The sequence below is a fragment of the Microbacterium shimangi genome, from assembly GCF_043556445.1.
GTDB lineage: Bacteria > Actinomycetota > Actinomycetes > Actinomycetales > Microbacteriaceae > Microbacterium.
On the sequence record NZ_JBIGII010000007.1, the window covers coordinates 59,569 to 78,514 of the forward strand.

At 65.0% G+C, this 18,946-nt stretch carries 29 protein-coding genes; all 29 read left to right on the top strand.

Features of this window, described 5'->3' with window-relative positions:
- The first annotated feature begins 249 nt into the window (after nt 1-249).
- The 29 genes from rpsL to ACFXQA_RS13875 all read left to right on the top strand — a co-directional run bounded on the left by rpsL (nt 250) and on the right by ACFXQA_RS13875 (nt 18,917).
- Nucleotides 250-618, top strand: coding sequence for a 30S ribosomal protein S12 (rpsL, locus tag ACFXQA_RS13735; protein WP_033106047.1), 369 nt, complete (start codon nt 250-252; stop codon nt 616-618).
- Between the two features lie 5 nt (nt 619-623).
- Nucleotides 624-1,094, top strand: a complete 471-nt coding sequence (rpsG, locus tag ACFXQA_RS13740) for a 30S ribosomal protein S7 (RefSeq protein WP_127094609.1) — start codon at nt 624-626, stop codon at nt 1,092-1,094.
- A 92-nt stretch (nt 1,095-1,186) separates the two neighbouring features.
- Nucleotides 1,187-3,301, top strand: a complete 2,115-nt coding sequence (fusA, locus tag ACFXQA_RS13745; protein ID WP_394520445.1) for an elongation factor G — start codon at nt 1,187-1,189, stop codon at nt 3,299-3,301.
- A gap of 171 nt (nt 3,302-3,472) precedes the next feature.
- Nucleotides 3,473-4,666: an elongation factor Tu gene (gene tuf / locus ACFXQA_RS13750; protein ID WP_394520446.1), complete on the top strand. Its 1,194-nt coding sequence runs from the start codon at nt 3,473-3,475 to the stop codon at nt 4,664-4,666.
- A 134-nt stretch (nt 4,667-4,800) separates the two neighbouring features.
- On the top strand, nt 4,801-5,016 hold the full coding sequence (locus ACFXQA_RS13755; RefSeq protein ID WP_394520447.1) for a hypothetical protein: 216 nt from the start codon (nt 4,801-4,803) through the stop codon (nt 5,014-5,016).
- 756 nt (nt 5,017-5,772) lie between these two features.
- Nucleotides 5,773-6,081: a 30S ribosomal protein S10 gene (gene rpsJ, locus ACFXQA_RS13760; RefSeq protein ID WP_116648288.1), complete on the top strand. Its 309-nt coding sequence runs from the start codon at nt 5,773-5,775 to the stop codon at nt 6,079-6,081.
- Between the two features lie 8 nt (nt 6,082-6,089).
- Nucleotides 6,090-6,749, top strand: a complete 660-nt coding sequence (gene rplC, locus ACFXQA_RS13765; protein ID WP_394520448.1) for a 50S ribosomal protein L3 — start codon at nt 6,090-6,092, stop codon at nt 6,747-6,749.
- Between the two features lie 4 nt (nt 6,750-6,753).
- On the top strand, nt 6,754-7,416 hold the full coding sequence (gene rplD, locus ACFXQA_RS13770; protein ID WP_394520449.1) for a 50S ribosomal protein L4: 663 nt from the start codon (nt 6,754-6,756) through the stop codon (nt 7,414-7,416).
- Complete coding sequence (gene rplW / locus ACFXQA_RS13775; RefSeq protein ID WP_394520450.1) at nt 7,413-7,709, top strand: 50S ribosomal protein L23; 297 nt, start codon at nt 7,413-7,415, stop codon at nt 7,707-7,709. Before rplD ends, rplW begins: the two co-directional genes overlap by 4 nt.
- Nucleotides 7,710-7,734: 25 nt before the next feature.
- Entirely contained in the window at nt 7,735-8,574 is an 840-nt protein-coding gene (gene rplB / locus ACFXQA_RS13780) for a 50S ribosomal protein L2 (protein ID WP_394520451.1), read from the top strand.
- A gap of 13 nt (nt 8,575-8,587) precedes the next feature.
- Nucleotides 8,588-8,869, top strand: a complete 282-nt coding sequence (gene rpsS, locus ACFXQA_RS13785; RefSeq protein ID WP_394520452.1) for a 30S ribosomal protein S19 — start codon at nt 8,588-8,590, stop codon at nt 8,867-8,869.
- Between the two features lie 25 nt (nt 8,870-8,894).
- Nucleotides 8,895-9,299 (top strand): 50S ribosomal protein L22, encoded by a 405-nt coding sequence (rplV, locus tag ACFXQA_RS13790; protein WP_394520453.1) that lies wholly within the window; start codon nt 8,895-8,897, stop codon nt 9,297-9,299.
- A complete protein-coding gene (gene rpsC, locus ACFXQA_RS13795) occupies nt 9,299-10,069 on the top strand; it encodes a 30S ribosomal protein S3 (RefSeq protein ID WP_394520454.1) in 771 nt (256 codons plus the stop codon). Before rplV ends, rpsC begins: the two co-directional genes overlap by 1 nt.
- Complete coding sequence (rplP, locus tag ACFXQA_RS13800; protein WP_394520455.1) at nt 10,069-10,488, top strand: 50S ribosomal protein L16; 420 nt, start codon at nt 10,069-10,071, stop codon at nt 10,486-10,488. The genes rpsC and rplP overlap by 1 nt, the downstream gene beginning before the upstream one ends.
- Nucleotides 10,488-10,799 carry a 50S ribosomal protein L29 gene (rpmC, locus tag ACFXQA_RS13805; RefSeq protein ID WP_116648297.1) on the top strand — a complete coding sequence of 104 codons (312 nt, stop codon included), beginning with the start codon at nt 10,488-10,490 and terminating at the stop codon, nt 10,797-10,799. The genes rplP and rpmC overlap by 1 nt, the downstream gene beginning before the upstream one ends.
- Nucleotides 10,800-10,897: 98 nt before the next feature.
- A complete protein-coding gene (gene rpsQ, locus ACFXQA_RS13810) occupies nt 10,898-11,200 on the top strand; it encodes a 30S ribosomal protein S17 (RefSeq protein WP_394520526.1) in 303 nt (100 codons plus the stop codon).
- Nucleotides 11,201-11,203: 3 nt separating this feature from the next.
- On the top strand, nt 11,204-11,572 hold the full coding sequence (gene rplN / locus ACFXQA_RS13815) for a 50S ribosomal protein L14 (RefSeq protein ID WP_116648298.1): 369 nt from the start codon (nt 11,204-11,206) through the stop codon (nt 11,570-11,572).
- A gap of 2 nt (nt 11,573-11,574) precedes the next feature.
- Nucleotides 11,575-11,934: a 50S ribosomal protein L24 gene (gene rplX, locus ACFXQA_RS13820; protein WP_394520456.1), complete on the top strand. Its 360-nt coding sequence runs from the start codon at nt 11,575-11,577 to the stop codon at nt 11,932-11,934.
- 2 nt (nt 11,935-11,936) lie between these two features.
- On the top strand, nt 11,937-12,527 hold the full coding sequence (gene rplE / locus ACFXQA_RS13825; RefSeq protein WP_394520457.1) for a 50S ribosomal protein L5: 591 nt from the start codon (nt 11,937-11,939) through the stop codon (nt 12,525-12,527).
- A gap of 69 nt (nt 12,528-12,596) precedes the next feature.
- Complete coding sequence (gene rpsH, locus ACFXQA_RS13830) at nt 12,597-12,995, top strand: 30S ribosomal protein S8 (protein ID WP_394520458.1); 399 nt, start codon at nt 12,597-12,599, stop codon at nt 12,993-12,995.
- 6 nt (nt 12,996-13,001) lie between these two features.
- A complete protein-coding gene (gene rplF, locus ACFXQA_RS13835) occupies nt 13,002-13,538 on the top strand; it encodes a 50S ribosomal protein L6 (RefSeq protein WP_394520459.1) in 537 nt (178 codons plus the stop codon).
- Between the two features lie 2 nt (nt 13,539-13,540).
- Nucleotides 13,541-13,900, top strand: a complete 360-nt coding sequence (rplR, locus tag ACFXQA_RS13840; protein WP_394520460.1) for a 50S ribosomal protein L18 — start codon at nt 13,541-13,543, stop codon at nt 13,898-13,900.
- Nucleotides 13,897-14,595, top strand: coding sequence for a 30S ribosomal protein S5 (gene rpsE / locus ACFXQA_RS13845; protein WP_394520461.1), 699 nt, complete (start codon nt 13,897-13,899; stop codon nt 14,593-14,595). Before rplR ends, rpsE begins: the two co-directional genes overlap by 4 nt.
- Complete coding sequence (gene rpmD / locus ACFXQA_RS13850) at nt 14,595-14,780, top strand: 50S ribosomal protein L30 (RefSeq protein WP_039402995.1); 186 nt, start codon at nt 14,595-14,597, stop codon at nt 14,778-14,780. The genes rpsE and rpmD overlap by 1 nt, the downstream gene beginning before the upstream one ends.
- Nucleotides 14,780-15,328: a 50S ribosomal protein L15 gene (gene rplO / locus ACFXQA_RS13855; RefSeq protein WP_394520462.1), complete on the top strand. Its 549-nt coding sequence runs from the start codon at nt 14,780-14,782 to the stop codon at nt 15,326-15,328. Before rpmD ends, rplO begins: the two co-directional genes overlap by 1 nt.
- A 143-nt stretch (nt 15,329-15,471) precedes the next feature.
- On the top strand, nt 15,472-16,794 hold the full coding sequence (gene secY, locus ACFXQA_RS13860; RefSeq protein WP_394520463.1) for a preprotein translocase subunit SecY: 1,323 nt from the start codon (nt 15,472-15,474) through the stop codon (nt 16,792-16,794).
- On the top strand, nt 16,794-17,381 hold the full coding sequence (locus ACFXQA_RS13865; RefSeq protein WP_394520464.1) for an adenylate kinase: 588 nt from the start codon (nt 16,794-16,796) through the stop codon (nt 17,379-17,381). The genes secY and ACFXQA_RS13865 overlap by 1 nt, the downstream gene beginning before the upstream one ends.
- 1 nt (nt 17,382) lies before the next feature.
- Nucleotides 17,383-18,222 (top strand): type I methionyl aminopeptidase, encoded by an 840-nt coding sequence (map, locus tag ACFXQA_RS13870; RefSeq protein WP_394520465.1) that lies wholly within the window; start codon nt 17,383-17,385, stop codon nt 18,220-18,222.
- A gap of 5 nt (nt 18,223-18,227) precedes the next feature.
- On the top strand, nt 18,228-18,917 hold the full coding sequence (locus ACFXQA_RS13875) for a DsbA family protein (protein WP_394520466.1): 690 nt from the start codon (nt 18,228-18,230) through the stop codon (nt 18,915-18,917).
- Nucleotides 18,918-18,946: the final 29 nt, after the last annotated feature.

The following is an 18,946-nucleotide window of genomic DNA, read 5'->3' on the forward strand; positions in this document are numbered from 1 at the left end:
TCGAGAGGGTGTGCGCTCACGCGCGCCCTGCGTTGTGCCTCCGGGCGTGTCGCGGGAGCAATTGATCGCACCATCTCAGGGAACGACCTGCGAACAGGTCACCCCCACGGCATATCCACCACACGAAGCGTCCGATCATTCTGGCGCCCCGGTGGGTACATGTGAGCCCGCGGTGTCATGAATTGAAAGATCGGATGCTGCGGGGGAGACACACCCGCTGTCACCGTGCAGCACAAGCAAGGAGAGAACGTGCCAACTATTCAGCAGTTGGTTCGCAAGGGTCGCTCGCCGAAGGTCACCAAGACCAAGGCTCCCGCCCTGAAGTCGAACCCCCAGCAGGCGGGCGTCTGCACGCGCGTCTACACGACCACGCCCAAGAAGCCGAACTCGGCCATGCGCAAGGTCGCCCGTGTCAAGCTCCGTAACGGCGCCGAGGTCACGGCGTACATCCCCGGTGAGGGCCACAACCTTCAGGAGCACTCCCTCGTGCTCGTCCGCGGCGGTCGTGTGAAAGACCTCCCCGGTGTCCGTTACAAGATCGTCCGCGGTGCACTCGACACCCAGGCCGTCAAGAACCGTAAGCAGGCTCGTAGCCGCTACGGTGCGAAGAAGGGCTGAGTCAGATGCCTCGTAAAGGTCCCGTCACCAAGCGCCCGGTCGTCAACGACCCCGTATACGGTGCTCCGATCGTCAGCCAGCTGGTCAACAAGATTCTTGTCGACGGCAAGAAGTCGATCGCAGAATCGATCGTCTACACCGCTCTGCGCGGCGTAGAAGCGAAGAACAGCCAAGACGCCGTCGCCACCCTGAAGAAGGCGCTCGACAACGTGCGCCCCACCCTCGAGGTCAAGAGCCGCCGCGTCGGTGGCTCCACCTACCAGGTGCCGATCGAAGTCAAGCCGCACCGCGCCAACACCCTCGCTCTTCGCTGGCTCGTGAGCTACGCGAAGGCTCGTCGCGAGAAGACCATGATCGAGCGTCTCCAGAACGAGATCCTCGACGCCTCGAACGGCCTGGGTGCCGCGGTCAAGCGCCGTGAAGACACCCACAAGATGGCCGAGTCGAACCGCGCCTTCGCGCACTACCGCTGGTAACTAGAAGTTCTGTCGGGCAGGCGCCGGGTCCCTGAGCCTGTCGATGGGTCCGAAGCCTGCCCGACAACCACTCCACAAGTTAGGAATATCCCGTGGCACAAGACGTGCTCACCGACCTCACCAAGGTCCGCAACATCGGCATCATGGCGCACATCGATGCCGGCAAGACGACGACGACCGAGCGCATCCTGTTCTACACGGGCACCAACCACAAGATCGGTGAGACGCACGATGGCGCCTCGACCACCGACTGGATGGAGCAGGAGCAGGAGCGCGGCATCACGATCACCTCGGCTGCCGTCACCTGTTTCTGGGACAAGAACCAGATCAACATCATCGACACCCCCGGTCACGTGGACTTCACGGTCGAGGTGGAGCGCTCGCTCCGCGTCCTCGACGGTGCCGTCGCCGTCTTCGACGGCAAAGAGGGCGTCGAGCCCCAGTCCGAGACCGTGTGGCGCCAGGCCGACAAGTACGACGTCCCCCGCATCTGCTTCGTCAACAAGATGGACAAGCTGGGCGCCGACTTCTACTTCACGGTCGACACGATCGTCAACAAGCTGAAGGCGAAGCCCCTCGTCATCCAGCTGCCCATCGGAGCCGAGAACGACTTCGTCGGCGTCATCGACCTCGTCGAGATGCGCGCGCTCGTCTGGCCCGGTGACTCCAAGGGTGACGTCACCATGGGAGCGAAGTACGAGATCCAGGAGATCCCGGCCGACCTCGCCGACAAGGCCGCCGAGTACCGCGAGATGCTCCTCGAGACGGTCGCCGAGACCGACGAGGCGCTGCTCGAGAAGCACTTCGGCGGCGAAGAGCTGACCGTGGCCGAGGTCAAGGCTGCGATCCGCAAGCTGACGATCAACTCCGAGATCTACCCCGTGCTCTGCGGATCGGCGTTCAAGAACCGCGGCGTGCAGCCCATGCTCGACGCGGTCGTCGACTACCTCCCTTCGCCCCTCGACGTGCCGGCCATCGAGGCCCACGACCCGAAGAACGAAGAGATCGTCATCGAGCGTCACGCCGACCGCGACGAGCCCTTCACGGCTCTCGCGTTCAAGATCGTCACGCACCCCTTCTTCGGTCGTCTCACCTACATCCGCGTGTACTCCGGTCACCTGGATTCCGGCGGGCAGGTCGTCAACTCGACCAAGTCGAAGAAGGAGCGCATCGGGAAGATCTTCCAGATGTACGCCAACAAGGAGAACCCCGTCGACTCCGTCACCGCGGGTCACATCTACGCCGTCATCGGCCTCAAGGACACCACGACCGGCGACACGCTGTCGGACTCGCAGCACCAGGTCGTGCTCGAGTCGATGACGTTCCCCGAGCCCGTCATCGAGGTCGCCATCGAGCCCAAGACGAAGGCCGACCAGGAGAAGCTGGGTCTCGCGATCCAGAAGCTCGCGGAAGAAGACCCGACGTTCCGCGTCGAGCAGAACTCCGACACCGGTCAGACCGTCATCAAGGGCATGGGTGAGCTGCACCTCGACATCCTGGTCGACCGCATGAAGCGCGAATTCCGCGTCGAGGCGAACGTCGGCAAGCCCCAGGTGGCCTACCGCGAGACGATCAAGAAGGCCGTCGAGCGTCACGACTACACGCACAAGAAGCAGACCGGTGGTTCGGGTCAGTTCGCCAAGATCCAGTTCGGCATCGAGCCGCTCGAGGTCACGGCAGACAAGACGTACGAGTTCGTGAACAAGGTGAGCGGTGGCCGCATCCCGCGCGAGTACATCCCCTCCATCGATGCCGGTTTCCAGGATGCCCTGAACGTCGGCGTGCTCGCGGGCTACCCGATGGTCGGCGTCAAGGCGATCCTCACCGACGGTGCCGCGCACGACGTCGACTCCTCGGAGATGGCGTTCAAGATCGCCGGCTCCATGGGCTTCAAAGAGGCGATCCGCAAGGCGAACCCCGTCCTCCTCGAGCCGGTCATGGCCGTCGAGGTGCGTACTCCCGAGGAGTACATGGGCGACGTCATCGGTGACCTGAACTCGCGTCGCGGACAGATCCAGTCGATGGAAGACGCCGCCGGCGTCAAGGTTGTCAAGGCCAACGTCCCCCTCTCGGAGATGTTCGGCTACATCGGCGATCTTCGCTCCAAGACCTCCGGTCGCGCCGTCTACTCGATGACCTTCGACAGCTACGCCGAGGTTCCTCGCGCCGTCGCCGACGAGATCGTCCAGAAGAACAAGGGCGAGTAACACTCGTCTTGCAGATGTCGGCTCCCGGCCTGAGCCCGTCGAGGGCCGGGCGCCGGCATCCACCCCACAACTTCACATCACACCTCTACTAAGCTGAATTCATCCCCGTGGAGAACCGGTCGCAAACCAGTGCCCGGACCCTCTACACATCACCGTCCTGAGGAGGACCCAGTGGCTAAGGCCAAGTTCGAGCGGACCAAGCCGCACGTGAACATCGGAACGATCGGTCACGTCGACCACGGCAAGACCACGCTCACCGCTGCCATCTCGAAGGTGCTCGCCGACAAGTACCCGTCGGCCACCAACGTTCAGCGTGACTTCGCGTCGATCGACTCGGCGCCGGAAGAGCGCCAGCGTGGTATCACGATCAACATCTCGCACGTCGAGTACGAGACCCCCAAGCGTCACTACGCCCACGTCGACGCACCGGGCCACGCTGACTACATCAAGAACATGATCACCGGTGCTGCGCAGATGGACGGCGCGATCCTCGTGGTCGCGGCCACTGACGGCCCGATGGCTCAGACGCGTGAGCACGTGCTGCTCGCCAAGCAGGTCGGTGTGCCGTACCTGCTCGTCGCGCTGAACAAGTCCGACATGGTCGATGACGAAGAGATCCTCGAGCTCGTCGAGCTCGAGGTTCGCGAGCTCCTCTCCAGCCAGGACTTCGACGGCGACAACGCTCCCGTCGTACGCGTTTCCGGTCTGAAGGCTCTCGAGGGCGACCCCGAGTGGGTCGAGAAGATCGTCGAGCTCATGGACGCCGTCGACGCGTCGGTGCCCGACCCGGTGCGTGACAAGGACAAGCCGTTCCTCATGCCCGTCGAGGACGTCTTCACGATCACCGGTCGTGGAACCGTCGTCACCGGCCGCGCCGAGCGTGGCACGCTGGCGATCAACTCCGAGGTCGAGATCGTCGGCATCCGCCCGACGCAGAAGACGATCGTCACCGGTATCGAGATGTTCCACAAGCAGCTCGACGAGGCCTGGGCCGGCGAGAACTGTGGTCTGCTCCTCCGCGGTACCAAGCGTGACGACGTCGAGCGTGGCCAGGTCGTCGTCAAGCCGGGTTCGGTTACGCCGCACACCGGCTTCGAGGGCACCGCCTACATCCTCTCGAAGGAAGAGGGCGGTCGTCACAACCCGTTCTTCACGAACTACCGCCCGCAGTTCTACTTCCGCACCACCGACGTCACCGGCGTCATCACGCTGCCCGAGGGCACCGAGATGGTCATGCCCGGCGACACCACCGACATGTCTGTTGAGCTGATCCAGCCCATCGCCATGGAAGAGGGCCTCGGCTACGCGATCCGTGAGGGTGGCCGCACCGTCGGCGCCGGCACGGTCACGAAGATCCTGAAGTAACACTTTCTGCACGGCGAAACCCCTCGGGCCCACGGGCTCGGGGGGTTTCCTCGTTCCCGCGTCAAGCCCCGCATCTCCCGGTGAAGCTTCGAGAGAATCGGGGTCACCTATCGACCCGACAACAGGAGGACACCATGGGCGTCGACGACATCATCAACAAGGGCAAGCAGATGTTCGAGCAGAACCGCGACAAGATCGAGGAGGCCCTCAAGAGCGAGAAGGCCGAAGACGTGAGCGACAAGTTCCTCCAGGGCGCGGCCGACGCGGTCAAGAAGGTCGCCCCCGAGGGCCAGCACGCCAAGATCGACGAGATCCGCGACAACGTCGACAAGAACATCGGCAACCAATAGCCCTCGCCGCGAGAGTGCACCATCGCGTCGAAACCGCACCGGATCAGGTGCCGACTCGGCGGCATGGTGCACTCTCGCGCCTGCGTCGGCTCCTCCCCGGCCGGGCTGGGGTGCGTCAGGCACGGTTCGTCGTGGGTTCGCCGACGGTCGGGCGCAGCTACCCGGTGAGAGCGTGAGCAGCATCCTTCGCGACCAGCGCGATCGTGAGTCCCAGCTCGTCGCCGCTACGGGGTGGACACCGCTGCGATGGGGCACGGAACATCTCCGCTCCCTCTCCGTGTTCGCGACGTTTCTTCGCTCGCACAGGCTGATTCGAGGTTGAGCTGTCAGAGTGCACCACTTTGCTCGACGAGCACCGATTTCGGTGTCCGCTCGGCACGAAGAGGTATTCTCGCCGCGCGCGACACGCCCGGGTTTGCGACACGCCCGGGCGACACGTAGACTAATCCAGTTCCACACTCCGGAGGCCTTGGTGCCGCCGGTCACTGCCAGGGCAGTGCATAGCGACACGAAAGTGAGCTAGGCCGCGGGCAGGAGAACATCCACCGAAACCCTCCACTCTTTCGGGAGTGCGTCCTTGTGCGCGAGGAGGGGCGGGCCGGATGCTTCGGCAGCCGGTTTGACAGCAGAACAGCGGTGCAGCATCACTCGCGAGAGTGAGCAGAAGTGCCAGAGCGCGTAAGCGCAGCCGTGCGTCCAATGCCACGGTGTCCGAATGACACCGGGGTAAGACGCGTTATAGAGAGTGAGCAGACAATGGCGGGACAGAAAATCCGCATTCGCCTGAAGTCATACGATCACGCAGGGCTGGATTCGTCCGCTCGCAAGATCGTCGACACCGTGACCCGTGCGGGCGCAACCGTCGTCGGCCCCGTGCCGCTTCCGACCGAGAAGAACGTCATCGCGGTTATCCGGTCGCCCCACAAGTACAAAGACAGCCGCGAGCACTTCGAGATGCGCACCCACAAGCGTCTGATCGACATCATCGACCCGACGCCCAAGGCCGTCGACTCGCTGATGCGTCTCGACCTCCCGGCCGATGTCAACATCGAGATCAAGCTCTGAGGCTCGGCATGGTTGACATCAACTCCAAGATTTCCAAGGGCCTGCTGGGCACCAAGCTGGGTATGACCCAGGTATGGGACGCCGCCGGCAAGCTCGTGCCCGTCACCGTCATCGAGGTGGCGCCGAACGTGGTCACCCAGGTTCGCACCCCCGAGAAAGACGGCTACAACGCCGTTCAGATCGCCTACGGGCAGATCGACCCTCGCAAGGTGAACAAGCCCCTCACGGCTCACTTCGAGGCTGCGGGCGTCACCCCCCGCCGTCACCTGACCGAGGTGCGCACCGCTGACGCGGCCGACTACACCCTCGGCCAGGAGCTCACCGCAGACGGTGTGTTCGAGGCTGGCCAGCTGGTCGACGTCGTCGGCACCAGCAAGGGCAAGGGAACCGCCGGTGTCATGAAGCGTCACAACTTCAAGGGCGTCTCGGCATCGCACGGTTCGCACCGCAACCACCGCAAGCCCGGTTCCATCGGCGCATCGTCGACTCCGAGCCGCGTTTTCAAGGGCATGCGCATGGCCGGCCGTATGGGTGGCGAGCGCGTGACCGTCATGAACCTCACGGTGCACGCCATCGACGCCGAGAAGGGTCTGCTGCTCGTCAAGGGCGCCGTCCCCGGCGCGCGCGGCCGCATCGTCTACGTCCGCAACGCAGTGAAGGGGGCCTGAAACCATGGCTGACTCGACTCTCGCGCTCGACGTGCTGAAGGCGGATGGCACGGCGGCTGGTTCCGTCCAGCTCCCGTCGTCGCTCTTCGACGTCAAGACGAACATCCCTCTCATCCACCAGGTCGTCGTCGCGCAGCGCGCGGCGGCTCGCCAGGGAACCCACTCGACCAAGCGTCGCGGTGAGGTATCGGGTGCAGGGCGCAAGCCGTTCAAGCAGAAGGGAACCGGTAACGCCCGTCAGGGTTCCATCCGTGCTCCCCAGATGACCGGTGGTGGCATCGTCCACGGCCCGAAGCCCCGCGACTACAGCCAGCGCACCCCGAAGAAGATGATTTCGGCCGCTCTGCTCGGCGCGCTCAGCGATCGTGCCCGTGGCGCCCGCCTTCACATCGTCGACTCGTTCGGCTTCGAAGGTGCGCCGTCGACCAAGACCGCAGCATCCGTGCTGGCCGCCCTCGCTCCGACGAAGAACGTTCTCGTCGTCATCGAGCAGGGCGACGAGATCACCATCAAGAGCGTTCGCAACCTGAAGTTCGTTCACGTCCTCACGTTCGACCAGTTGAACGCGTACGACGTGATCGTCTCGGACGACCTCATCTTCACCAAGGCCGCGTACGACGCGTTCGTCGCGTCGAAGTCGGCGACCACCGAGGAGGTGTCGGCATGACCGTCAACAAAGATCCGCGCGACATCATCCTGAAGCCGGTCGTTTCGGAGAAGAGCTACGGGCTCATCGACGAGGGCAAGTACACGTTCTACGTGGACACCCGCGCGACCAAGACCGAGATCAAGCTCGCCATCGAGAAGATCTTCGACGTCAAGGTCGGCTCGGTCAACACGATCAACCGCGTCGGTAAGGCGCGCCGCACCCGTTTCGGCCTGGGCAAGCGCAAAGACACCAAGCGCGCCATCGTCTCGCTGAAGTCGGGCACCATCGACATCTTCACGGCTGTCGGCTGACGGTCGGGACAGAGGACTACAGAACATGCCTATTCGCAAGTACAAGCCCACGACCCCGGGTCGCCGCGGTTCGTCGGTGGCCGACTTCGCCGAGATCACACGATCGACGCCCGAGAAGTCGCTGCTCCGACCCCTGTCGAAGACCGGTGGCCGTAACAACCAGGGCCGCATCACCACGCGTCACATCGGTGGCGGCCACAAGCGCCAGTACCGCGTGATCGACTTCCGTCGTAACGACAAAGACGGCATCGACGCGAAGGTCGCTCACATCGAGTACGACCCCAACCGCACCGCGCGCATCGCGCTCCTGCACTACGCGGACGGCGAGAAGCGCTACATCATCGCGCCGAACAAGCTGTCGCAGGGCGATGTCATCGAGTCGGGTTCCGGCGCCGACATCAAGCCCGGCAACAACCTGCCGTTACGCAACATCCCGACCGGTACGGTCATCCACGCCATCGAGCTCCGCCCCGGCGGCGGCGCGAAGATGGCCCGTTCGGCCGGCGTCTCCGTGCGTCTGGTCGCCAAGGACGGCCCGTACGCCCAGCTGCGTCTGCCCTCCGGCGAGATCCGCAACGTCGATGTGCGCTGCCGCGCCACCATCGGCGAGGTCGGCAACGCCGAGCAGTCGAACATCAACTGGGGCAAGGCCGGTCGTAACCGCTGGAAGGGCATCCGCCCGACCGTCCGCGGTGTCGCGATGAACCCCGTCGACCACCCTCACGGTGGTGGCGAGGGCAAGACCTCTGGTGGACGCCACCCCGTGACCCCGTGGGGTCAGAAGGAGGGGCGCACCCGCCATGCAAACAAGGAGAGCGACAAGCTCATCGTCCGTCGCCGTACCGCAAGCAAGAAGCGCAAGTAGGTAGGAACAGAAGATGCCACGCAGTCTTAAGAAGGGCCCCTTCGTCGACGAGCACCTGCTTCGCAAGGTTGTTTCGCAGAACGAAGCCGGTTCGAAGAACGTGATCAAGACCTGGTCGCGCCGCTCGATGATCATCCCCGCCATGCTCGGCCACACCGTGGCCGTGCACGACGGTCGCAAGCACATCCCCGTGTTCGTGACCGAGACGATGGTGGGCCACAAACTGGGCGAGTTCGCGCCCACCCGCACCTTCCGCGGCCATGAGAAGGACGACAAGAAGGGCCGCCGCCGCTAACGCGGGGCGCTCAGAGGAGAGAGAAATGGTGGAGTCAATCGCACGCGTGCGACACATCCGCGTGACCCCTCAGAAGGCTCGTCGTGTCGTTGCGCTCATCAAGGGGAAGCAGGCCGCTGAGGCCCTCGCGATCCTGAAGTTCGCGCCGCAGGGCGCGAGTGAACCGATCTACAAGCTCGTCGCTTCGGCGATGGCCAACGCTCGGGTCACGGCAGACAAGACGAACGAGTTCCTCGACGACCAGGATCTGTTCGTCGCGAACGCCTACGTCGACGAGGGCGCGACGTTGAAGCGCTTCCGGCCGCGGGCCCAGGGCCGCGCGTTCCAGATCAAGAAGCGCACGAGCCACATCACGGTCGTGCTGTCGACGCCCGAGGTGCCGACGGCCGACGCCGCAACCGGCACACCGACCAAGAAGGCGAGCAAGTAATGGGCCAGAAAGTCAACCCGTACGGCTTCCGCCTCGGTATCACCACGGACCACGTGTCCCGGTGGTTCTCCGACTCGACGAAGCCGGGCCAGCGCTACGCCGACTACGTGGCAGAAGACATCAAGATCCGTCGTCTGCTCACCACGTCGCTCGACCGCGCCGGCGTGAGCAGCATCGAGATCGAGCGCACCCGTGACCGCGTTCGCGTCGACATCCACACCGCCCGTCCGGGCATCGTGATCGGTCGTCGTGGCGCCGAGGCAGAGCGCATCCGCTCCGACCTCGAAAAGCTCACCGGCAAGCAGATCCAGCTGAACATCCTCGAGGTCAAGAACCCCGAGGCCGACGCTCAGCTCGTCGCGCAGGGCATCGCAGAGCAGCTTGTGGGTCGTGTGGCGTTCCGCCGCGCGATGCGCAAGGGCCTGCAGGGTGCTCAGCGTGCCGGTGCGAAGGGTGTCCGCATCCAGGTCTCCGGCCGCCTCGGCGGCGCCGAGATGAGCCGTTCCGAGTTCTACCGCGAAGGCCGGGTGCCGCTGCACACGCTCCGCGCGAACATCGACTACGGCTTCTACGAGGCGAAGACCACCTTCGGCCGCATCGGCGTGAAGGTCTGGATCTACAACGGCGACATGACCAACAAGGAGCTCGCTCGCGAGCAGGCCAACGCGCCGAAGTCCCGTGGTCGCGACGACCGCGGAGACCGAGGCGACCGCCGTCCGCCGCGCAGCCCCCGCAACGAGGCCCCCGTGGCAGAAGGAGCGCCGGCGTAATGCTCATCCCCCGTAAGGTCAAGTACCGCAAGCAGCACCACCCCGGACGAACCGGTCAGGCGACCGGTGGCACCGAAGTCAGCTTCGGCGACTACGGCATCCAGGCGCTGACCCCCGCCTATGTGACCAACCGTCAGATCGAGTCCGCTCGTATCGCGATGACGCGTCACATCAAGCGTGGCGGCAAGGTGTGGATCAACATCTACCCCGACCGTCCGCTGACCAAGAAGCCCGCCGAAACCCGTATGGGTTCCGGTAAGGGTTCACCCGAGTGGTGGGTCGCGAACATCAAGCCGGGCCGGGTCCTCTTCGAGGTCTCCGGTGTCGACGAGACGCTCGCTCGCGAAGCGCTCACCCGGGCAATCCACAAGCTGCCCCTCAAGGCACGCATCATCAAGCGCGAGGAGGGCGACGCGTAATGGCGATCGGCACCAAGCAGCTCGCTCCGAGCGAGCTCGACACGTTCGAAGACCAGCGTCTGGTCGAAGAGCTGCGCAAGGCCAAGGAAGAGCTGTTCAACCTGCGCTTCCAGTCGGCCACCGGCCAGCTCGAGAGCCACGGCCGCATCCGCGCCGTGAAGCGCGACATCGCGCGGCTCTACACCGTCATCCGTGAGCGCGAGCTCGGCATCCGTGCCACTCCCGCTCCGGTAGAGGCGACGAAGGCGAAGAAGACCAAGGCCAAGAAGGCGGATGCCGCTGACTCGGCCGCGAAGGAAGAGGCCGAGTGATGGCTGAGACCACTGAGAAGAAAAAGGCTCCCGCCCGCAAGGCGTCGACCAAAGCTGCAGCCGCCGTTGAGGCGCCCGTGGCCGAAGAGGTCGTCGACGTGCAGGCGAAGGGCCACGAGAGCTCCGAGCGCGATGTTCGCGACGCCGACGCCCGCGGTTACCGCAAGTCGCGCCGTGGCTACGTCACGAGCGACAAGATGGACAAGACCATCGTCGTCGAGGTCGAGGATCGCGTGAAGCACCCCCTCTACGGCAAGGTCATCCGTCGCACCTCCAAGGTGAAGGCGCACGACGAGTCGAACGCCGCCGGCATCGGCGACCTCGTGCTCATCAACGAGACCCGTCCGCTGAGCGCCACCAAGCGGTGGCGCCTGGTCGAGGTCATCGAGAAGGCGAAGTAACCCATGATTCAGAATGAATCGCGGCTGAAGGTCGCCGACAACACCGGCGCCAAAGAGCTGCTCACCATTCGCGTACTCGGCGGGTCCAACCGTCGCTACGCGGGCATCGGTGACGTCATCGTCGCCACGGTCAAAGACGCGATCCCGGGCGGAAACGTCAAGAAGGGCGACGTCGTCAAGGCTGTCGTCGTTCGCGTCATCAAGCACACCCGTCGTCCCGACGGCTCGTACATCAAGTTCGACGAGAACGCCGCCGTGATCCTGAAGACCGACGGGGAGCCCCGCGGCACCCGCATCTTCGGTCCGGTCGGTCGTGAGCTTCGTGACAAGAAGTTCATGAAGATCGTCTCCCTGGCTCCGGAGGTCATCTGATCATGGCGAAGATCAAGAAGGGTGACCTGGTTCAGGTCATCACGGGCGCCAAGTCCGAGCGCGGCGGCGACCGCGGCAAGCAAGGCAAGGTCCTCGAGGTCCTCGTCGAGCAGAACCGCGTCATCGTTGAGGGCGTGAACTACGTCACGAAGCACACCCGCGTGGGCCAGACCCAGCGCGGTACCAAGACGGGTGGCATCGAGACGTTCGAAGCCCCCATCCACATCTCCAACGTCGCCCTGGTCGACCCCTCGAGCAAGAAGCCGACCCGCGTCGGCCGTCGTGTCGAGGAGCAGGTCAAGGACGGCGTGAAGCGCATCGTTCGCGTTCGCTTCGCGAAGAAGTCAGGCAAGGACCTCTGAATATGAGCACCGACGCTGCCGCGCCCGCTGGCAAAATCCAGCCGCGCCTGAAGCAGAAATACAACACCGACATCAAGAAGGCCCTGCAGGAGGAGTTCGGCTACGCGAACGTCATGCAGATTCCCGGCCTCGTGAAGGTCGTCGTGAACACTGGTGTCGGCGAGGCGGCTCGCGACAGCAAGGTGATCGATGGCGCGGTCGACGACCTCGTCAAGATCACCGGCCAGAAGCCGCTCGTGACCAAGGCCCGCAAGTCGATCGCGCAGTTCAAGCTGCGCGAAGGACAGCCCATCGGCGCACACGTCACCCTTCGCGGTGACCGTGCGTGGGAGTTCCTCGACCGCCTCGTCAACCTCGCGCTGCCCCGTATCCGCGACTTCCGCGGTCTGTCGTCCAAGCAGTTCGACGGCAACGGCAACTACACGTTCGGTCTCCAGGAGCAGTCTGTGTTCCACGAGATCGACCAGGACCGCATCGACCGTGTTCGCGGTTTCGACATCACTGTCGTCACCACCGCGAAGACCGACGACGAGGGCCGCTCGCTGCTCCGCCAGCTGGGCTTCCCGTTCCAGTCGGCCGAGACCCAGTCCTGATCCATCCATCATCGAAGGTCGTCTGCCGCGTAACGGCAGCCGAAACCTCATGAACGAAAGAAGCATCACATGACGATGACAGACCCGGTCGCAGATCTGCTGACCCGTCTGCGCAACGCGAACTCGGCGCACCACGATTCCGTGTCGCTGCCGAGCTCCAAGCTCAAGACCCACATTGCCGACATCCTCAAGCGCGAGGGCTACATCTCCGAGTGGGCCGTCGAAGACGCCCGCGTCGGTCAGACCCTCACGCTGACGCTCAAGTACGGCCCGAACCGCGAGCGGTCGATCGCCGGTATCAAGCGCGTCTCCAAGCCGGGTCTGCGCGTCTACGCGAAGTCCACCGAGATCCCCACGGTCCTCGGCGGCCTCGGCGTTGCCATCCTGTCCACTTCCTCCGGTCTTCTCACCGACCGCCAGGCCGATCAGAAGGGCGTGGGCGGAGAAGTCCTCGCCTACGTGTGGTGATCTGACATGTCGCGAATCGGACGTCTACCCATCGACATCCCCGCCGGAGTCACCGTTTCGGTGGCCGGCCAGGATGTTGCAGTCAAGGGACCCAAGGGCGAGCTCACGCTCACCGTTGCGCGTCCCCTCGAGGTCAAGGTCGAAGAGAACCAGGTTCTCGTCAGCCGCCCCGACGACGAGCGCGAATCGCGTTCGCTCCACGGGCTGACCCGCACGCTCATCAGCAACAACATCATCGGTGTCACCACGGGATACACCAAGGGCCTCGAGGTCGTCGGCACGGGTTACCGTGTCGCGCAGAAGGGCAGCTCGGTCGAGTTCGCCCTCGGCTTCTCGCACCCGGTTCTCATCGAGCCCCCCGCGGGGATCACGCTCACGGTCGAAGGCAACAACAAGGTCACCGTGAGCGGCATCGACAAGCAGGCCGTCGGTGAGGCTGCCGCCAACATCCGCAAGATCCGCAAGCCCGAGCCCTACAAGGGCAAGGGTGTGCGGTACGCGGGCGAAGTCGTTCGCCGCAAGGCCGGAAAGAGTGGTAAGTAGCCATGGCTCTCAAGACAAAGTCCGAAGCCCGCGCGCGGCGTCACGCCCGCCTTCGCAAGAAGGTCGTCGGCAGCGAGGCTCGTCCTCGCCTCGTCGTCACCCGCTCGGCGCGCCACGTGTTCGTCCAGCTCGTCGATGACAGCAAGGGGCGCACCCTGGCCTCCGCGTCGACCCTCGAGACCGACCTGCGCGGGCTCGACGGCGACAAGACCGCCAAGGCACGCAAGGTCGGCGAGCTCGTCGCCGAGCGAGCGATCGCCGCTGGCTTCACCGACGTCGTGTTCGACCGTGGCGGCAACCGCTACGCCGGTCGCGTGGCAGCGATCGCCGATGGCGCCCGCGAGAAGGGGCTGAACCTGTGAGTGACAACAAAGAAACCGAAGTGGCAGCAGTGGACGCCGAGCAGACTGCGCCCGTCGAGGCTGCAGCCGCCACGCAGCCGGCTGCGGAGCGCGAGCGCGAGCCGCGTCGCGGCGGCCGTGAGCGCAACGCCAACCAGCGTGACCGCGGGTCGCGCGACGACAAGAGCCAGTTCCTCGAGCGCGTCGTGACGATCAACCGTGTGGCGAAGGTCACGAAGGGCGGAAAGCGCTTCAGCTTCACCGCACTGGTGGTCGTCGGCGACGGTAACGGCGTCGTCGGAGTCGGCTACGGCAAGGCCCGAGAGGTGCCCCTGGCGATCTCGAAGGGTGTCGAAGAGGCCAAGCGCAACTTCTTCCGCGTTCCGCGTGTCGCATCGACCATCCCGCACCCCGTGCAGGGTGAGGCCGCTGCGGGCGTCGTGCTCCTTCGCCCGGCAGCAGCCGGTACCGGTGTTATCGCCGGTGGGCCGGTGCGCGCCGTTCTCGAGTGCGCCGGCATCCACGATGTCCTGTCGAAGTCGCTCGGCTCGTCGAACACGATCAACATCGTGCACGCGACGGTCGCCGCGCTGAAGCAGCTCGAAGAGCCCCGCGCCGTGGCTGCCCGCCGCGGTCTGGAGTTCGACCAGGTGGCGCCCGCGCGGCTCGTCCGTGCCGAGGCCGACGCCATCGCCGCCCAGAAGGTAGGTGCCTGATGGCTGCCCGTCTGAAGGTGACGCAAACGAAGTCCAAGGTGAGCGAGAAGCAGAACCAGCGTGACACGCTGCGCAGCCTCGGTCTCAAGCGGATCGGCGACTCGGTCGTCCGTCCCGACGACGCGCAGACGCGCGGCTACGTCAAGACCGTCGCTCACCTCGTAAAGGTTGAGGAGATCGACTAATGGCTGAAAACGAAACCGCAGCCGCCGAGCCCAAGAAGGCTCCGGCGCGAAAGCCGGCCGCCAAGAAGCCGGCCGCCGCGACGACGACGAAGGATGCTGTCGTCACCCGTCCGGGTGTGCTCAAGATGCACCACCTCCGTCCCGTTCCGGGAGCTCACAAGGCGAAGACCCGTGTGGGCCGTGGTGAGGGATCGAAGGGTAAGACCGCCGGTCGCGGTACCAAGGGTACGAAGGCCCGCTACTCGGTTCGCGTCGGCTTCGAGGGTGGGCAGATGCCCCTCCACATGCGGACGCCGAAGCTGCGCGGGTTCAAGAACCCGTTCCGCGTCGAGTACCAGGTGGTCAACCTCGAGAAGCTCGCTGAGCTGTACCCCGAGGGCGGAGAGGTCACCATCGCGGGCCTCGTCGCCAAGGGAGCGGTTCGCAAGAACGAGAAGGTCAAGGTGCTCGGCACCGGCGACATCTCGGTGAAGCTCACCGTGTCGGTCGACAAGGTCTCGGGTTCTGCCGAGCAGAAGATCGTCGCTGCGGGCGGCACCGTCCAGTAAGACCCAAGACAGGGGTCGGAGGCTTCCTCCGGCCCCTGTTGCCGTTCCAGCCCGAGGGCGTGGGAAACCCCACACCTCGGGCTGGGCTACGCTGGTTGTCTGTGTGCTCTCTGTGCGCACGGAACCGTTCCTGAGGAGTCCCCTTGTTCAGCGCTATCGCGCGGGTGTTCCGCACACCCGACCTGCGGCGGAAGATCGGCTTCACTCTCGCGATCATCGCCATCTACCGGCTGGGCGCTCACGTGCCGACGCCGTTCGTGGACTTCCCGAACGTGCAGTCGTGTCTCGCGCAGTCCGGAAGCACCGAAGGTCTGCTGTCGCTGGTCAACCTGTTCTCCGGCGGCGCACTGCTGCAGCTGTCGATCTTCGCCCTCGGCGTCATGCCGTACATCACGGCGACGATCATCGTGCAGCTTCTTCGCGTCGTCATCCCCCACTTCGAGACCCTCTACAAGGAGGGCCAGGCGGGCCAGAGCAAGCTCACCCAGTACACGCGTTACCTGACGATCGCGCTGGCGCTGCTGCAGTCGACCACCCTCGTGACGGTGGCCCGCTCCGGCCAGCTCTTCGGCGCGAACGGTATCCCCGAGTGCCAGCAGGTCCTCACGAACGACGTGTGGTGGGCGCAGCTGCTCATGATCATCACCCTGACGGCGGGCACGGGCCTCATCATGTGGTTCGCCGAGCTCGTCACCGAGCGTGGCGTCGGCAACGGTATGTCGATCCTGATCTTCACCTCGATCGCGGCGACCTTCCCGGCGGCGATGGGCTCCATCTGGGCCTCGCGCGGCTTCGAGGTCTTCCTCCTCGTCCTGGCGGTCGGTGTGCTCGTGGTGGCTCTGGTCGTCTTCGTCGAGCAGTCGCAGCGTCGCATCCCCGTGCAGTACGCGAAGCGCATGGTCGGACGACGCACGTATGGCGGAACGAACACCTACATCCCGATCAAGGTCAACATGGCCGGTGTCGTGCCCGTCATCTTCGCCTCGTCGTTGCTCTACATCCCCGCGCTCATCGCGCAGTTCAACCAGCCGCAGCCGGGTCAAGAGGTTCCCGGCTGGGTCGCGTGGATCCAGCAGTACTTCACCACGGGTGACCAGCCGGTCTACATGGCGACGTACTTCCTCCTCATCATCGGCTTCACCTACTTCTACGTGGCCATCACGTTCAACCCGGTCGACGTCGCCGACAACATGAAGAAGTACGGCGGGTTCATCCCCGGTATCCGTGCGGGTCGTCCGACGGCGGAGTACCTCGACTACGTGCTCACCCGCATCACCCTCCCGGGCTCGATCTACCTGGGTCTCATCGCCCTGCTGCCGCTCATCGCGCTGGCGACGGTCGGTGCCAACCAGAACTTCCCGTTCGGCGGGGCGTCGATCCTGATCATCGTCGGTGTCGGTCTCGAGACGGTGAAGCAGATCGACGCGCAGCTGCAGCAGCGCCACTACGAAGGCCTTCTCCGCTGATGGCGCGGCTTCTCATCGTCGGTCCGCAGGGTTCGGGTAAGGGAACGCAGGGCGTCCGCATCGCGGAGGCCTTCGGAGTGCCGGTCGTTTCGACGGGAGACGTCTTCCGCGCGAATGTCGCTGACGGCTCCGAGCTGGGTGTCCAGGTCAAAGAGATCATCGACGCCGGAAGGCTCGTGCCAGACGAGCTGACGAGCGCCGTCGTGCGCGACCGGTTGTCGCAGGCGGATGCTGCAGAGGGGTTCCTCCTCGACGGCTACCCCCGGAACCTCGCCCAGGTGCTCCACCTCGACGAGTTCCTCGAGGGTCGCGACGAGTCGCTCGACGCGGTGATCGCTCTGGTCGTTCCGCGCGACGAGTCGATCGAGCGTCTCCGCAAGCGAGCCGTGGACCAGGGCCGCACCGATGACACCGAAGAGGTCATCGCGCACCGCTTGTCGATCTACGAGTCCGAGACCGCGCCGATCCTGGGCGTGTACGGAACCCGGGGGATCGTCGACGAGGTCGACGGTGTCGGTTCGTTCGATGCGGTGACCTCTCGCATCTTCGCCGCGTTGGACGCCCGCGGGTTGTCCCGCGCGGTCTGACGTGCGGTTCCGCTCCTCGATCTACAAGTCGCCCGCGCAACTGCGGGCGATGCTCGAGCCCGGCCTGATCACCGCTGCGGCGCTCGATGCCGTCAGGGCTCTCATCGCACCGGGCGTCACGACGCTCGAGCTCGATGCCGCAGCATCCGCGGTCCTCGAGCAGCGAGGCGCACTGTCGAACTTCAAGATGGTGCGCGGTTATCGCCACACCATCTGCGTATCGGTGAACGAGCAGGTCGTGCACGGCATCCCGGGGGAGCGGATGCTGAAGCCCGGTGATCTGGTCTCGATCGACGCGGGTGCGCAGTACAGCGGATGGAACGGCGACTCTGCGTTCTCGCTGGTCGTTCCGGGAGACGCGGCCCCCGATGTCGTGGCCGCGCGTCAGCGACTCTCGGATGTCACCGAAGGTTCTCTCTGGGCCGGTATCGCGGCCCTGGCGACGGCGTCACGGCTGGGAGAGGTCGGCACCGCGATCGAGGCCTTCGTCGAGGCGAATGCGCCAGCGGGCGGCTACGGCATCTTGCGCGACTACGTCGGACACGGCATCGGTCGCAAGATGCACGAGTCGCCGAGTGTCTTCAACTACCGGGTGGCCGACCCGGGTGCCGAAGTGCGGCCGGGCCTCGCCGTGGCGATCGAGCCCATGGTCGTCGCCGGTGACCAGGAGACCTTCGTCGAGGACGACGACTGGACCGTCTCGACGGTCGACGGCTCAGCCGGCTCACACTGGGAACATAGTGTCGCGGTGCACGATGGAGGCGTCTGGGTATTGACGGCGCCCGACGGAGGAGCTGCGAATCTGGCGCCCTTCGGCGTGGTGCCACAACCGATCGGATAGGGAATATGGCTGCGGGTAAGACGAATTGGTTCGCAATCTGGGTCAGTGTCGCGGTGGTCGTGGTGCTCGTCGCCGTGGGCGGCATCGTCTTGTGGACCAACGTCCAGTCGACGTCGGCAGGCCCCGCACCGCAGAGTTCGGCCATCAACGCCGAGACGGGCGCGATCGCCGTGGGCGACGGTGAGAACACGGTCGACACCTACGTCGATTTCATGTGCCCCATCTGCAACCAGTTCGAGCAGACGTACGGCCCGACGCTCGAGGAGCTCTCGGCCGACGGGACGATCACGCTCAACATCCACCCCATCTCGATCCTCGATCGGGTATCGCAGGGCACGGAGTACTCAACCCGCTCGGCGGGAGCGATGTACTGCGTCGCCGAAGACAACGCCGAGAACGCTCTCCCGTTCCTGCAGGCTCTGTTCGAGAACCAGCCGGCTGAACAGTCGACCGGCCTCGACAACGACGCGATCATCGGCATCGCCGAGAGCGTCGGTGCGGGCGAGGGCGTCGCATCTTGCATCAACGACGGCACCTACACCCGCTTCGCCACGGCGATGACGCGAGACACCCCCGTTCAAGACGGTGCCGGCGGGATCTCGACCCCGACCATCGTGGTGAACGGCGAGACCCTCGCCAATCAGACCGACCTCACGGGCGACCCGCAGGCCGACATCGTCGCCCGCTTCAACTGATCGCGACACCGCGTGGGGCCCGCCAAGTT